At 64.5% G+C, this 13,338-nt stretch carries 13 protein-coding genes; 7 read left to right on the top strand and 6 right to left on the bottom strand.

The window, feature by feature from the left end:
• The coding region (locus tag VPH40_RS24025) for a type VI secretion system Vgr family protein (protein WP_328574680.1) at positions 1 to 1,389 on the bottom strand (1,389 nt) is incomplete at its 3' end.
• A gap of 206 nt (positions 1,390 to 1,595) precedes the next feature.
• Between VPH40_RS24025 and tal the strand changes: the two genes are divergently transcribed.
• The gene (tal, locus tag VPH40_RS24020; protein WP_131687779.1) at positions 1,596 to 2,531 is read left to right on the top strand and encodes a transaldolase; all 936 of its coding nucleotides are present in this window, start codon (positions 1,596 to 1,598) and stop codon (positions 2,529 to 2,531) included.
• Positions 2,532 to 2,599: 68 nt separating this feature from the next.
• On the opposite strand, the gene VPH40_RS24015 is transcribed toward tal, so the two are convergent.
• Positions 2,600 to 3,457: a hypothetical protein gene (locus VPH40_RS24015; protein WP_328574679.1), complete on the bottom strand. Its 858-nt coding sequence runs from the start codon at positions 3,455 to 3,457 to the stop codon at positions 2,600 to 2,602.
• Positions 3,458 to 3,625: 168 nt separating this feature from the next.
• Between VPH40_RS24015 and VPH40_RS24010 the strand changes: the two genes are divergently transcribed.
• From VPH40_RS24010 to VPH40_RS24000, 3 genes are all read left to right on the top strand, one after another.
• On the top strand, positions 3,626 to 4,717 hold the full coding sequence (locus tag VPH40_RS24010; protein WP_251350735.1) for a patatin-like phospholipase family protein: 1,092 nt from the start codon (positions 3,626 to 3,628) through the stop codon (positions 4,715 to 4,717).
• A 122-nt stretch (positions 4,718 to 4,839) separates the two neighbouring features.
• A complete protein-coding gene (locus VPH40_RS24005; protein WP_328574678.1) occupies positions 4,840 to 6,558 on the top strand; it encodes a methyl-accepting chemotaxis protein in 1,719 nt (572 codons plus the stop codon).
• A 130-nt stretch (positions 6,559 to 6,688) separates the two neighbouring features.
• A complete protein-coding gene (locus tag VPH40_RS24000) occupies positions 6,689 to 7,876 on the top strand; it encodes a tetratricopeptide repeat protein (RefSeq protein WP_099666883.1) in 1,188 nt (395 codons plus the stop codon).
• Between the two features lie 18 nt (positions 7,877 to 7,894).
• Here VPH40_RS24000 and hemW read toward each other — a convergent pair whose 3' ends face one another.
• The 3 genes from hemW to rph form a co-directional block, all read right to left on the bottom strand.
• On the bottom strand, positions 7,895 to 9,169 hold the full coding sequence (gene hemW / locus VPH40_RS23995) for a radical SAM family heme chaperone HemW (RefSeq protein ID WP_328574677.1): 1,275 nt from the start codon (positions 9,167 to 9,169) through the stop codon (positions 7,895 to 7,897).
• Positions 9,166 to 9,750 carry an RdgB/HAM1 family non-canonical purine NTP pyrophosphatase gene (gene rdgB / locus VPH40_RS23990; protein WP_099666881.1) on the bottom strand — a complete coding sequence of 195 codons (585 nt, stop codon included), beginning with the start codon at positions 9,748 to 9,750 and terminating at the stop codon, positions 9,166 to 9,168. The genes hemW and rdgB overlap by 4 nt, the downstream gene beginning before the upstream one ends.
• 138 nt (positions 9,751 to 9,888) lie before the next feature.
• Entirely contained in the window at positions 9,889 to 10,617 is a 729-nt protein-coding gene (rph, locus tag VPH40_RS23985) for a ribonuclease PH (RefSeq protein ID WP_034787067.1), read from the bottom strand.
• Between the two features lie 301 nt (positions 10,618 to 10,918).
• Here rph and VPH40_RS23980 point away from each other — a divergent pair, with 301 nt between their 5' ends.
• Entirely contained in the window at positions 10,919 to 11,809 is an 891-nt protein-coding gene (locus VPH40_RS23980) for a YicC/YloC family endoribonuclease (protein ID WP_099666879.1), read from the top strand.
• 6 nt (positions 11,810 to 11,815) lie between these two features.
• Here the strand turns inward: VPH40_RS23980 and VPH40_RS23975 are convergent, their stop codons facing one another.
• On the bottom strand, positions 11,816 to 12,226 hold the full coding sequence (locus VPH40_RS23975; RefSeq protein ID WP_251350732.1) for a DoxX family protein: 411 nt from the start codon (positions 12,224 to 12,226) through the stop codon (positions 11,816 to 11,818).
• A 210-nt stretch (positions 12,227 to 12,436) separates the two neighbouring features.
• Between VPH40_RS23975 and gmk the strand changes: the two genes are divergently transcribed.
• A complete protein-coding gene (gene gmk, locus VPH40_RS23970) occupies positions 12,437 to 13,075 on the top strand; it encodes a guanylate kinase (RefSeq protein ID WP_099666877.1) in 639 nt (212 codons plus the stop codon).
• Between the two features lie 52 nt (positions 13,076 to 13,127).
• Entirely contained in the window at positions 13,128 to 13,331 is a 204-nt protein-coding gene (rpoZ, locus tag VPH40_RS23965; protein ID WP_010400723.1) for a DNA-directed RNA polymerase subunit omega, read from the top strand.
• Positions 13,332 to 13,338: the final 7 nt, after the last annotated feature.

The raw sequence follows: 13,338 nt of genomic DNA, 5'->3' as shown, positions 1-13,338 counted from the left end.
ACGGATGCGCACCCGGCCCAGCTTGTCGCAATGGATCTCGCTGCCGCCGCTGGCGCTGCCGTCGGCGCCGACGACGATGGCGCTCTGGCTGCCGCGGGCCGTCGGTGCCGGATGGTGGCGCGCGTCGTTGTCGCCATGCACAGGACGCCATGGCGTCGCCGCGGCGATCATCTCGATGCAGTTGGCGTAACCGCTGGCTTGCGCTTGCGCAATCGCGGCGGCAAAGTCGGCAAAGCCGTCGCCCAGCCCGGGCATGGCTTCGTCCAGCAGTTCGGGCACCGGGCCGAACAGTTCAGCCAGCGCCTGGGAGGCGGGCGCCGGCAGGTTGTTGATGCCGATGCTGGCCACCCGGAGCACGACATAGTCGGACGCGGCGCCATCGGCCTGCGGCAACGGTCCCTGCGTCAGGGTAAACCGCGTGCCGGCGCGCAAGGTGCGTACCGTCGAGCGCGCCTGCCACAGCTGGGCGCGCGCTTCGCGGGCCTGCATCTGCAACGCGGCATAGTGCTGTGCCTGCGCGCCATTCGCATACCAGTACTGGCCCGGCGTATCGTAGCTTTCCAGCACCGGCGCATGCTGGCCGCCGATGGCCATATTCGTCGGCACGCTGGCGGCGACCGCCTTCTTGGCCTTGTAGTCGTAGCTCAGCACGCTGCTCAGCCCGACGTGCAGGCTGCGCCGCGCGCACAGCGCCTGCACGCTGTCGCTCGCTTCGCCGGCCCTGGCGCCATGAAAGCGCAAGCCGCCGCCCTGCGCGCTGCTGGCATCCTCGGGCGTGGCGCAGGGCTGGCTGCTGTCGGCGAACAAAATCAGTGTGTGCTCGTCGAAGCGCCAGGCGATGCCCTCCTCCGTCAGCAGTCGGCGCACGAAATAGAAGTCCGATTCCCGGTACTGGCAGCAATAGCTGCGCTCTCCCGCCTGCTGCATGCGCTGCGCCACCTCGTCGCTCCATTGCCACAGGGCATGCGGCGCATAGGCTTGCAATACCTCGTCGACGATGGCCGTCACGCTCCGATCTTGCCATACGCGGCTGTTACGCACTTGCGTCAGCAGCCACAGCCAGGGCGTGATGCGCAGCCGGTAGCGCGCCAGGCCGCCATTGCTGCCCAGCATGGCCGCTGCGCTGATATAGCCGGAAAACTGCGTGCGCGTGCCGTCGGCCAGGCTGATTTGCAGGCTGGCCGGCTGGCCCAGCAGGGAGGCCAGCGCAACATCGGCATTCGTGGACAAGGCGATAATCTCGCGCGCGCCAAGCTCCTGCAGCCGGTCATCGGCGGCAAAGGCTTCGACCAGCAAACCGCTGTCCTGGCCATCGTCGCCGATGGCCAATTCATACAGGCGCGTCGCGCCATTGAAGGCGGCTACCGCGCTAACGATATCTTGTGTCAAAGGATGCTCTTCATCTGGAAAGTGGCATCGCACATTACTTGTCAAAACAATGTGCAAAATAAACAAGTCCAGGCAATTATGCGCGAGTTCTTAAAAAAGCAAGATTCAATTGAACAAGGAGTGCCGGGGAAGACAATAGTCGCTGCTTCGGGCAAGGGATTCGGTACAATACTCCGGCAAGCCCATTCACTCTTTCCCGTGCAGCCATGAACCAACTCGAACAACTGAAGCAATTTACTACCGTGGTGGCCGACACCGGCGACTTCCAATCGATCCAGGCTTACACGCCGCGCGATGCGACGACGAATCCGTCGCTGATCCTGAAGGCCGTGCAAAAGGATGAATACAAGCCGCTGCTGGAAAAGGCCGTGCGCGACCATCCGAATGCCTCCACCGCGGAAATCATCGACCGCCTGCTGATCGCCTTTGGCGTGGAAATCCTGCAAACCATCCCCGGCCGCGTCTCCACCGAAGTCGATGCGCGCCTGTCGTTCGACACGGAAGGCACGGTGGCCAAGGGCCGCGACCTGATCGCCCTGTATTCGAACGCGGGGATTGCCCGCGAACGCGTGCTGATCAAGATCGCCTCCACCTGGGAAGGCATCCGCGCCGCCGCCATCCTGGAAAAGGAAGGCATCCGCTGCAACATGACCCTGCTGTTCTCGCTGGCCCAGGCCATCGCCTGCGCCGAAGCGGGCGCGCAGCTCATTTCGCCGTTCGTCGGCCGCATCTACGACTGGTACAAGAAATCGACGGGCATCGACTACGTGGGCGCGGAAGACCCGGGCGTACAATCGGTCCGCCGCATCTACAATTACTACCGCAAGTTCGGCTACAAGACCGAGGTGATGGGCGCGAGCTTCCGCAACACCTCGCAAATCCTCGAACTGGCCGGCTGCGACCTGCTCACCATCAGCCCCGACCTGCTGCAAAAGCTGGCCGACAGCGATGCGCCGGTGGAGCGCAAGCTGAGCGCCGAAGCGGCGCCATCGACCAACATCGTGCAAATGTCGCTGAACGAAGAAGCCTTCCGCTTCATGATGAATGAAGACGCGATGGCGACGGAAAAACTGGCCGAAGGCATCCGCGCCTTCTGCGTCGACTCCGGCAAGCTGAAACAGATGATCTCGGCACTGCGCTAAGCACACGACTGGCGTAAAAAAGCGGCGTCCGTGCAGTGCACGGCGCCGCTTTTTTCATATCCGCGCCATCAGGAGCAGCGGAAAGTCGCTACGCCCTGGTAATTGGCGCCGTTGGCCATGACCACCTTGTAACCGCCCGTAACCAGGTAGGTTCCCGTGCCGCCGTCCCCCAGCGCCAGCAGCATGCCCGAGCTGCCGCCCAGAAAGCCACCGCTGACGACCGTCATGTCCGGCGTGTTGATCGTGCCGGTGCCGCTGGCCTTGCCAGTGCTGCCGCCGGCCGCGACATCGACCGTCATCGCCAGCGCGGCGCCCGCGGCGCCGAAGGCCAAGGTGGCGCTGCCGCTGGCCGTGCCGAAATAGCCGTCCTGCTGCACGCTGGCGCCGCCCGTGTAGCTGGGCGCCGTGAACTTGCCCGCATCGCACTGGAAGGCGCCGGTGAAGGGCAAGGCCGCCACCGTGTTATAGACGCTGTAATGGGCACTGGCATTGTTGCCGCTCATGACGGTAGTGCCGCTGCTGCGCGTGATGGTGCCGGTGAACCAGCGTCCCTGCGCAAATGCCGCGTCGCCGACGACGTCGCGCGTGATGGCGGGCGTGCCGCTGAAGCTGATGCCCGATATCCCGCTCAGGGCGCCGGAACTGTCTTGCGTCACGCTGCCCAGGGTGCCGTAGGCCTGGCTGGCAACGGCCAGCAACAGATAGCGCGGACTCAGCCCCTTCGCAAACGGCGTGCTGACGCTGCCCGTGTCGCTGCCGACAGGCGGCGGGGTAAGCGGTGTCACCGGAGGGAGTGGATTGACGGGCGTGGCCTGATTCACGGCGACCTGGGCATCGGAGGAGGAAGAGCCGCCGCCACAGGCACTGAGGGTGGCAGCCAGCAAGGCTGGCAGAACAAGGCGGGAGGCGCAGGTTGGTTGTTTCATGTATTCCTTATGATTCAAAAAAGGCAAAGACGGCACGCTTGCATGGCATCTTTGCGTTTCAGATAATATTGCTTTTTCCTCTCAACTGTCGCACGCCTGCGGCCGCGCATAGGCGCGGCATGACGCTACAATCGCTACAATAGGCAATCGCCACCAGCCGCCACGCGCATGTCCTCCACCCTGCCTGCTTCGTCCGCCATCACCATCCGCCTGGGCCGCCGCGCCCGTGCCCGCATTGCCGACAACGGCTTGCGCGCGCTTGACGTCGCCATCGTCCCTGCCGCCGCGGGCGGGCCGAAAGGCTTGATCCTGCACCAGCTCGATTGCTGGCTGTTCGGCGACTTCCTGGCGCAAGCGCCGCGCCCGCGCCACTTCGTCGGCGCCTCGATCGGCGCCTGGCGCATGGCCGCCGCCGTATTTCCCGACCCGGTGGCAGCGCAGCGCCGCCTGGTGCGCGAATACGTGGGCCAGCGCTACCCCGACAAACCCGACGCAGCGCACGTCAGCCGCACGTGCCGCGCCCTGCTCGACGCCGTCCTCGATGGCCAGGATGCGCAGTTGCTGCAGCACGCGCGGCATAGCCTGTCCGTGCTGGCCGTGCGCGGCATCGGCGCCCTGGCGCAGCCGGGAAAATGGCGCGACCGGCGCGGCTTCCTGCTGGCGGCCGCCGGCAATGCCGTGGCGCGCGCGCGCCTGGCCACCTCGCTCGAGCGCGCGGTGTTCCATGCAGGGCCGGACGGCGCCAGCTGGCTGCGCTCGCGCTTCGACGCCTTTCAATCCCATTTCGTGCCGCTGGCGCAAGACAACCTGCGCGACGCGCTGCTGGCCTCCGGTTCCATCCCGCTGGTGCTCGATGCGGTCACGGACATCGCCGGCGCGCCGCCCGGGCGCTACTGGGATGGCGGCCTGGTCGACTACCATCTGCACCTGCCCTACCAGCGCGAACCGGACTTGGTACTGTACCCGCACTTTGCCGACCATATCGTGCCGGGCTGGCTGGACAAGGCCATGCCCTGGCGCCGCGCGCGCAGCGGCGATAGCGCACTCGACAACATGATCCTCGTCTCGCCCTCGCCCGCCTTCGTGGCCAGCCTGCCCAACGGCAAGCTGCCGGACCGGCGCGACTTCGCCCATTACGGGCAAGACCACGCGGCGCGCATGCGCGACTGGCGCCGCGCCATCGCGGAAAGCGAGCGCATGGCGGCCGCCTTCGCCCGCTGGGCCGAGCAGCCGGACCTGCGCCAGGCGCTCGATCTGTAGCACGGGCGAGACTGCAACAGGCGCCAAAACAAGCGCGCTTTTCCCTCGCCTATTGGTCACTTATCAGTGCATACTATGTCGCACAGGCAACCTTCAATCCCTCTGCGACAGGAGTTCCGACCATGCACGCCCTCTCCCACCTTCGTATCGGCACGCGCCTGGCTGCAGGCTTCGCGCTGGTGCTGCTGCTGTCCGTGATCTCCACATCGTACGCGCTGTACAGCGCCCATGTGAATGCCGAAGCGACGCGGCAAATGATGGAAAAGCCGCTGGCCAAGGAACGCCTCGTATCGGACTGGTACGTGCTGATTTACTCGGCCATCGCGCGCACTTCGATGATCGCCAGGAGCACCGATGAAACGCTGTCGAACGTGTTTGCCGACACCATCGCCGACAGCACGAAACAGGGCAGCGAACTGCTGAAGAAAATCGAGGCGCTGCTCGACAGCGATGCAGAAAAAGCCATCTTCAAGTCGTCCATCGCCGAGCGCGTCAAATACCAGGATGCCAAGACCCTGGTCATGAATGCGCGCAAGGCGGGCAATGCGGCGCAGGCGGAAAGCACCTACCGCGACAGCTTCGCGCCGGCCGCCACCAATTACCAGAACAACGTCAAGGCCCTGCTGGCGCAGCAGCGCCAGGCCATCGACGCCACGGCGCAAGCCATCGAGGCGGCCAACGAACGCAGCTTCACCCTGCTGCTGACCTTGTGCGCGCTGGTGGTGGCCCTGGGCAGCGTCTGCGCCTGGCTGATCACGCGTTCGATCACGCAACCGTTGAAGGCCGCCGTGAAGGTGGCCGAAACGGTGGCCGACGGCGACTTGCGCACGCATTTCGGCACGCCTGCCAGCGATGAAATAGGCGACCTGATGCGCGCGCTGCACGGCATGAACGAGGCACTGCGCAAGGTGGTGTCGGAAGTGCAGACGGGCACCAATGCGATTGCCACGGCGTCGGGCGAAATCGCCGCCGGCAACCAGGATCTGTCGGCGCGCACGGAACAGCAGGCCAGTTCGCTGGAAGAGACGGCGTCGTCGATGGAAGAACTGACCAGCACCGTGAAGCAGAATGCGGACAATGCGCGCCAGGCCAACCAGATGGCGGTGGCCGCCTCCGGCGTGGCTGAACGGGGCGGCAGCATCGTCAGCCAGGTGGTCGACACCATGGGCGCCATCGATACGGCATCGACGAAAATCGTCGACATCATCGGCGTCATCGACGGCATCGCCTTCCAGACGAATATCCTGGCCTTGAACGCGGCCGTGGAAGCGGCCCGGGCTGGTGAGCAGGGACGCGGCTTTGCCGTCGTCGCCACGGAAGTGCGCAGCCTGGCGCAGCGCTCGGCGGCGGCGGCGCGCGAAATCAAGACCCTGATCGGCGACTCGGTGGAGCAGGTCAACAACGGCACGCGGCTGGTGCAGCAGGCCGGCAACACCATGGGCGAAGTGGTCGACAGCGTGCGCAGGGTCACTGACATCATGGCCGAGATCACTGCCGCCAGCGCCGAGCAGAGCATGGGCATCGACCAGGTCAACCAGGCCATCGCGCAGATGGACCAGGTGACGCAGCAAAATGCGGCCCTGGTGGAGGAAGCGGCGGCCGCCGCCGAAAGCATGCAGGACCAGGCGGCGCGCCTGGCGCAAGTGGCGGCCGGCTTCCAGCTCGAACACATGGCCGCGGCGGCGCCGGTACGCGCCGCGCGGCCGGCTGCCGCCAAGCTGGCCAGGCCGGCGGCCAGGAACACTCCCGCCAGGCAGCCAGGCAGCGCGGCCAGGAGTGCGCCTCCTGCGCGCAAGCCTCAGGCGCAGGTAGCGGGCGAGCAGGATTGGGAAGAGTTTTAAGGCTGACGGCGGCGCCAGTTGAAAGGGTTTGACAGCGCCCTGGCGCGCGAGGATACTTGTTTCAGGTGGCATGGCGCTCCACCGGCAGCAATACGTGTTGCGCCCGACATCGTTCTGCGGGAGTACGAACATGAAATGTATCAGCGGCATCAGCGCACAGCTGCGCCGGGGCTTCCTGCCCCCCTTGCTGCTGTGTGCAGCCCTTGCCGGCTGCGCCACGGCGCCCGCCACCCTGCCTCCGCCCGACCTGTTCAACGATGCCAGCTTTGCCGCGCCCACCATACCGGTCGACCCGCAGCAGGCGTTTGCCATGAGCGAGGCCATGCGGCAATACGTGCGTGTCGATATCGCGCGCGAGGCGCGCAACAAGAATCCCCGCCGGGCGCTCGCCGATGCCCTCCACAACCGGGCCGGGCTGCAACTGGAATACGATGCCGCCATGACGCGCACGGCAGCACAGGCGTTCGATGCGCGCAGCGGCAATTGCCTGTCGCTGGTGCTGATGACGGCCGCGCTGGCCAAGGAAATGGGACTCGATGTGCACTACCAGGTGGTCCTGGGAGATGAGAGCTGGAGCCGCAGCGGCGGCATGTATTTCGTTGCCGGCCACGTCAATCTCGCGCTGGAACGCCGTGCCGCCAGCAATACCGTCGGCTACGACGCCGATGCCATCCTGCTCATCGACTTCCTGCCGGGCGAAGACCTCACCGGCCAGCGCACGCAGGAGGTGCGCGAAGCAACCATCCTGGCCATGTACCTCAACAATCGCGCCGCCGAAACCATGGCCAGCGGCGAGCTCGATCAAGCCTACTGGTATGCGCGCGCCGCCATCCTGCAAGACCCCACGTTTGCGGGCGCCTTGAATACACTGGGCATCATCCAGTTGCGCCACGGCGACATCGAGCCGGCGCGGCGCACGCTCGCTTACGCACTGGAACGCTCGCCATCGAACGCCGTGCTGCTGTCCAACCTGGCGCAGGCACTCGACGGCCTGGGACGCACGGGCGAAGCGCAGCTGCTGCGGCGCAAATTGCTGGCCCTGCAGCCAGAGCCGCCCTTCCACTTTTTCAACCTGGGCCAGCGCGCCATGGAAACCGCCGACTACCAGGAAGCGGCGCGCCTGTTCAAGCGCGAGATCGCGCGCGACCCCTACTACCATGAATTCCACTTCTGGCTGGCGCAGGCGTATGCGCGCATGGGCCAACTGGCGCAGGCCGGACGCCAGCTGGAACTGGCGATGGACACCAGCACCACGCGCGGCGAGCACGGACTGTACGCGGCCAAGCTGCAGCGCCTGCGCGCCGCCAGCACGCATTAGCAGGCGTCATTAAGGCAGTCAGTCTTCCAGGAACATTTGCTGCAGGTCATTCAGGAAGCACAATCCCAGCGCCGTCGGGCGGATGACCTGGTGGTCGCGGTACAGCAAGCCTTTGGCTTCGGCCGCGTTCAGCGGCTGCTCGATGGCATTGAGGGCCAGGCCCGTGCGCTCGGCGAACAGGTTCGGCGAAAAGCCCTGCGTCAGGCGCAGGGTATTGAGCATGAATTCAAAACCCATTTCGTCGCGCGCCAGTTCGCGCTCTTCCTGCACCGGGTTACCGGCCAGTACCGCGTCCATGTAGGCGCGCGGCTGCTTGTAGCGGGCCTGGCGCAGCACCCGGTGCGGAAACGAAATCTTCGAGTGGGCGCCTGCGCCGATGCCCAGGTAGTCGCCGAATTCCCAGTAATTGCGGTTGTGCTTAGCCTGGCGGCCCGGCTGCGCGTAGGCCGATACTTCGTAGCGGCCATAGCCCGCCTGCGCCGCGCGCGCGGCCACCATGTCGGCGATATCGGCGCTCTCGTCGTCGTCCGGCAGCACGGGCGGATACTTGGCGAACAGCGTGTTCGGCTCCAAAGTCAGGTGGTACAGCGACAGGTGCGGCGGCGCGAACGACAGCGCCGTGTCCAGGTCCTGCTGCGCCTCGGCCAGGGTTTGCGTGGGCAGCGCATACATCAGATCGAGATTGAAATTGTCGAAGTTCGCGTGCGCGATCTCCACCGCGCGGCGCGCTTCATTGTCGTCATGGATGCGGCCCAGCGCCTGCAGGTGGCGGCCGTTGAAACTCTGGATGCCGATCGACAGGCGGTTGATGCCGCTGGCCCGGTAGGACTTGAATTTTTCCGCTTCGAAGGTACCCGGATTGGCTTCCATGGTGATTTCGCAATCGGGTTCCAGGGGCAGCAAGGTGCGCACGTCCGACATCAGCCGGTCCAGGCCCGCCGCCGACATCAGGCTGGGCGTGCCGCCGCCGATGAAGATGGTGTGGATCTTGCGGCCCCAGATCAGCGGCAGCGCCATTTCCAGGTCCAGGCGCAGGGCCGCCAGGTATTCGGCTTCCGGCAAGTCGCCGCGCACCTCGTGCGAATTGAAGTCGCAATACGGGCATTTCTTCACGCACCACGGGAAATGGATGTACAGCGACAGCGGCGGCAAAGCCGTCAGGTTCAGCGCGCCCGGCTGCAGGTATTTCAGGGCCGCCCCGGCCGCGCCGGAAATGCCTTCCTGCGGCGCGGGAGCGGTATGGGGCTTGGCTGCCGACTTGGCAACGGCGCCCACCAGTTTGATCGGGATCATCGCAGCTTTTCCACCAGCGCGCGCAGGGCCTGGCCACGGTGCGACAGCGCGTTCTTTTCATCGGACGTCAGTTCGGCCGCGCACTTGCCCAGCGCGGGAATGAAGAAGTGCGGATCGTAACCGAAGCCGCCGTTGCCGCGCGGCGCGGCAATCATTTCGCCATTCCAGCGTCCGTCGGCGATCACCGGCTGCGGGTCGTCCGCATGGCGCACGTACACCAGCACGCAATAGTAGTACGCGGACTTGTCGGCATGCGCCTCGAGGTCGGCGATCAGCTTGGCGCTGTTGGCGGCATCCGATTTCGGCTCGCCGGCATAGCGGGCCGAATACACGCCGGGCGCGCCACCGAGCGCATTGACGCACACGCCGGAATCGTCGGCCAGCGCCGGCAAGCCCGTCAGGCGCGACGCGTGGCGTGCCTTTTGCAGGGCGTTTTCAACGAAGGTGTGGAATGGTTCGTCGCTTTCCGGCACGGCGTACTCGCCCTGGGCGTGGACGGAAAAACCGATGGTCGAGAGCAGCTCGTTGAATTCCTTGAGCTTGCCGGCGTTGTTGGAGGCGAGGATGAGGCGTTGGGTCATGTCAGTAGTCCGGTTGAAGTGCTGACATTGTAAACCTTTTGCGCCCCCCTTACCTCGCCCCGAAGCTGCCGCAAGAAGCGGCAACTGTGGGCTTTTTGCCCGGCGCGGCGGGCCAGCGGATGTAAATCTGTGTAAAGATCAGATCCCCAATGCCTGCTTCTGCAGGGCGATCAGGTCGGCGATGCCGCCCTGCGCCAGGTCCAGCAGGCGGTTCATGCCAGCGCGGTCAAAGGCGGCGCCTTCGGCCGTGCCCTGCACTTCGATGAAGTGGCCCGCTTCCGTCATCACCACGTTCATGTCCGTGTCGCAGCCCGAGTCTTCCACGTAGTCCAGATCCAGCACCGGCATGCCCTGGTAGACGCCCACCGAGATGGCAGCGACAAAGCTTTTCACGGGAATGGCGGCGATCGCGCCGCGCGCCTGCAGCTGGGAAAACGCGTCATACGCGGCCACCATGGCGCCCGTGATCGACGCCGTGCGCGTGCCGCCATCGGCCTGGATCACGTCGCAATCGAGGTGCAGCGTGCGTTCGCCGAACGCCTGCAAATCAAAGGCGGCGCGCAGCGAGCGGCCGATCAGGCGCTGGATTTCCTGCGTGCGGCCGGACTGCTTGCCGCGCGCCGCCTCGCGGTCCATGCGCGTGTGCGTCGAGCGGGGCAGCATGCCGTATTCGGCCGTCAACCAGCCCTGGCCCTTGCCTTTCAGGAAACCCGGCACCTTGTCTTCGATGCTGGCGGTGCAGATGACCTTGGTGTCGCCGCACTCGATCAGCACCGAGCCTTCGGCATGCTTGGTGTACTGGCGGGTGATGCGGATGGCGCGCAGCGCGTCGACGGCGCGGCCGCTCGGGCGGGATTCAAATGTCATGGGATGTCCTGTGTGATTGGGTTGCGGCAGCGATTTTACCACCGCGCGCCCGTCTATTTGCAGTCATGCAACAGCGCAAGACGCAATGGCAGGCGGCGCACACATGATCCCTACAATCCTGCCCCGCCAAACACAATTTTCTTTACAATGCCGTAAAACGCACACTATTCAGCAATTTTCAGGCCATCAGACCATGCGGTTCTGTTTTTGCGGCGCGGGCGGTATTGCCTGCGCTGGCTGATTAAGTGTATAAGTGACTGTATACAAGACCAAATCGGGGAATCCTTTGAGCATTTCAAGCATGACAGGCTACGCGGTTGCCACCAGCGAAGGTGCTGCAGGCACACTGACAATTGAAATCAAGAGCGTCAACTCGCGCTTTCTCGACCTGCAATTCCGGATCAACGACGATCTGCGGGCCCTGGAGCCTGACTTGCGCGCCGCCGTCATGTCCGCCATCACGCGCGGCAAAGTCGAGGTACGCCTGAGCTTTGGCCGCAAGGCCGCCACAAACGGCACGCAGGCGCTGAACCTGCCCCTGCTGGCAGAACTGGCGCGCCTGCAAAACGAAGTGGGCCAGCATTTTGTCTCCGCCCCCGTCATGACGGTGGCCGAACTGCTGCGCTGGCCTGGCGTCATCGAAGAAGCGCAAGTGGGACAGGAATCCCTGCAGGCGGATGTGGGCGCGCTGACCAAACGCACCGTGGCCGCCTTCGTCGACAGCCGCAAGCGCGAAGGCGCCGCGCTCGAAGCGGTGCTGGTGTCGCGCATCGAAGCGATGGAAGCCATCGTCAAACGCATCACGCCCCTGATTCCGCAAGTGGTGGCGGCCTTCCAGCAAAAAGCCATCGAGCGCATGCAGGACGCGCTGGGCCTGGCCAGCCAGGGCTCGAATTCGGCCCTGTCGCGCCAGGACGCCATGGAACGCATCCGCCAGGAAGTCATCCTGTACGGCATCCGCATCGATGTGTCGGAAGAACTGGCGCGCCTGTCGGCCCACCTGGGCGAAACGCGCCACATCCTCACCAAGGGCGGGCAAGTGGGCAAGCGCCTCGACTTCATGATGCAGGAACTGAACCGCGAAGCCAACACGCTGGGCGCCAAGGCGTCCGTCAAGGAGCTGGCCGACGCCTCGATGGACTTGAAGCTGCTGATCGAGCAGATGCGCGAACAGGTGCAGAACCTGGAATAAACCCCGTCAGGCCAGGCGCGCTCCGGCGCGCCCCTGGTCGCTGGCGGCGATGACGACGCAGGCGACAAACAGCACGATGCTGTATTCCACGCCGCCGGCGCCATGCTCGCCAACGAACCAGCCCTTGGCCGCATGCACGATGGCGATGCCGCCGATGCAGATCACCATCAGCCCGGCCGCCGCCCAGCGCGTGTATTTGCCGACGATGAGTAAACTGCCGCAAACGATCTCGACGACGGTAATCGCCCACACCACGGCCAAGCCGTAAATAAATCCCTTGTCTTCCAGGAAACCGGCAAAGCGGGGAATGGTGCCATTGGCGATGCGCGTGATGGCGTGCGCCATGAACATCACGGCGATGGCCACGCGCAACAACAACATGGCCTGGGCGGAACTGAGAAACGGGAAATTCTTCATGCGCGCATCCTGTCAGTAGAATAGTTATTGAGAAAAAACCATCCAAATTAGATAACTATTTCCTCAGGATAACAAGCAAAATATGCACAAGCGGGGCGGCGAGGCGCATCGCGGGGCTGGCTCGCCGCCTTGCCTCTTGGTAAAATACCGAATTGGGCGGCACCCACGCAAGCGCAAACGCCGCCATCACACGCAAATGGAAAGATCCGCATGAGCCACCCTACCGCCTTCTCCGGCAGCCTGTTCGTGGTCGCCGCGCCCTCGGGCGCCGGCAAATCGACACTGGTCAATGCATTGCTGGCGCAAGAGCCCGGCATCAAATTGTCGATCTCGACCACCACGCGCGCCCCCCGTCCGGGCGAGCAGCATGGCCGCGAGTACTATTTCACGACGGCGGAAGACTTCGTCGCGCGCGCCGAACAGGGCGAATTCCTGGAATGGGCGGAAGTGCATGGCAATTACTACGGCACGTCGCGCATCATGGTGGAACAGCAAATGCTGGCCGGCACCGATATCCTGCTGGAAATCGACTGGCAGGGCGCGCGCCAGGTACGCAAGCAATTCCCCCGCGCGGCCGGCATTTTCATCCTGCCGCCATCGATCGATGCGCTGGAAGAACGCTTGAACAAGCGCGGCCAGGACGAGCCGCACGTGATCACGCGCCGCCTGCTGGCGGCCGGCGGCGAAATCGCACACGCTCCCGAGTTCGAGTATGTTATTATCAATGAAGAGTTTACGGTCGCTTTGTCCGAACTGAGCGCGATCGTGAGAGCGGCCCGTTGCCGGTTTGCGCAACAAGCGGCCCGCAACGCATCGCTATTCGCCCAGCTGGGCCTGCACGCAGAGTAATTCGCCTGCACGCCAGTTCACACAGCACCACGCAAAAATTTTAGGAGTTACTATGGCCCGTATCACAATCGAAGATTGCCTGAAGCAGATCCCTAACCGTTTCCAGCTGACCCTGGCTGCGACTTATCGCGCACGTCAGTTGCTGCAAGGCCACACCCCTAAGGTGGAAGCCAAGGACAAGCCTACCGTTGTTGCACTGCGTGAAATCGCTGCCGGTAAAGTCGGCATCGAAATGCTGAAAAAGGTCCCGATGTAAGTGGGAA

This window comes from Janthinobacterium sp. P210005 (genome assembly GCF_036231865.1).
Lineage (GTDB): Bacteria > Pseudomonadota > Gammaproteobacteria > Burkholderiales > Burkholderiaceae_D > Janthinobacterium > Janthinobacterium kumbetense.
The sequence above is the reverse complement of the archived record's forward strand: the minus strand, read 5'-3'. Positions and strand labels throughout refer to the sequence as shown.

Excerpts from the sequence above, each read along its gene's own strand:
- tal (WP_131687779.1), top strand. The coding sequence starts at position 1,596 with ATGAACCAACTCGAACAACTGAAGCAATTTACTACCGTGGTGGCCGAC.
- VPH40_RS24015 (WP_328574679.1), bottom strand. The coding sequence starts at position 3,457 with ATGAAACAACCAACCTGCGCCTCCCGCCTTGTTCTGCCAGCCTTGCTG.
- VPH40_RS24010 (WP_251350735.1), top strand. The coding sequence starts at position 3,626 with ATGTCCTCCACCCTGCCTGCTTCGTCCGCCATCACCATCCGCCTGGGC.
- VPH40_RS24005 (WP_328574678.1), top strand. The coding sequence starts at position 4,840 with ATGCACGCCCTCTCCCACCTTCGTATCGGCACGCGCCTGGCTGCAGGC.
- VPH40_RS24000 (WP_099666883.1), top strand. The coding sequence starts at position 6,689 with ATGAAATGTATCAGCGGCATCAGCGCACAGCTGCGCCGGGGCTTCCTG.
- hemW (WP_328574677.1), bottom strand. The coding sequence starts at position 9,169 with ATGATCCCGATCAAACTGGTGGGCGCCGTTGCCAAGTCGGCAGCCAAG.
- rdgB (WP_099666881.1), bottom strand. The coding sequence starts at position 9,750 with ATGACCCAACGCCTCATCCTCGCCTCCAACAACGCCGGCAAGCTCAAG.
- rph (WP_034787067.1), bottom strand. The coding sequence starts at position 10,617 with ATGACATTTGAATCCCGCCCGAGCGGCCGCGCCGTCGACGCGCTGCGC.
- VPH40_RS23980 (WP_099666879.1), top strand. The coding sequence starts at position 10,919 with ATGACAGGCTACGCGGTTGCCACCAGCGAAGGTGCTGCAGGCACACTG.
- VPH40_RS23975 (WP_251350732.1), bottom strand. The coding sequence starts at position 12,226 with ATGAAGAATTTCCCGTTTCTCAGTTCCGCCCAGGCCATGTTGTTGTTG.
- gmk (WP_099666877.1), top strand. The coding sequence starts at position 12,437 with ATGAGCCACCCTACCGCCTTCTCCGGCAGCCTGTTCGTGGTCGCCGCG.
- rpoZ (WP_010400723.1), top strand. The coding sequence starts at position 13,128 with ATGGCCCGTATCACAATCGAAGATTGCCTGAAGCAGATCCCTAACCGT.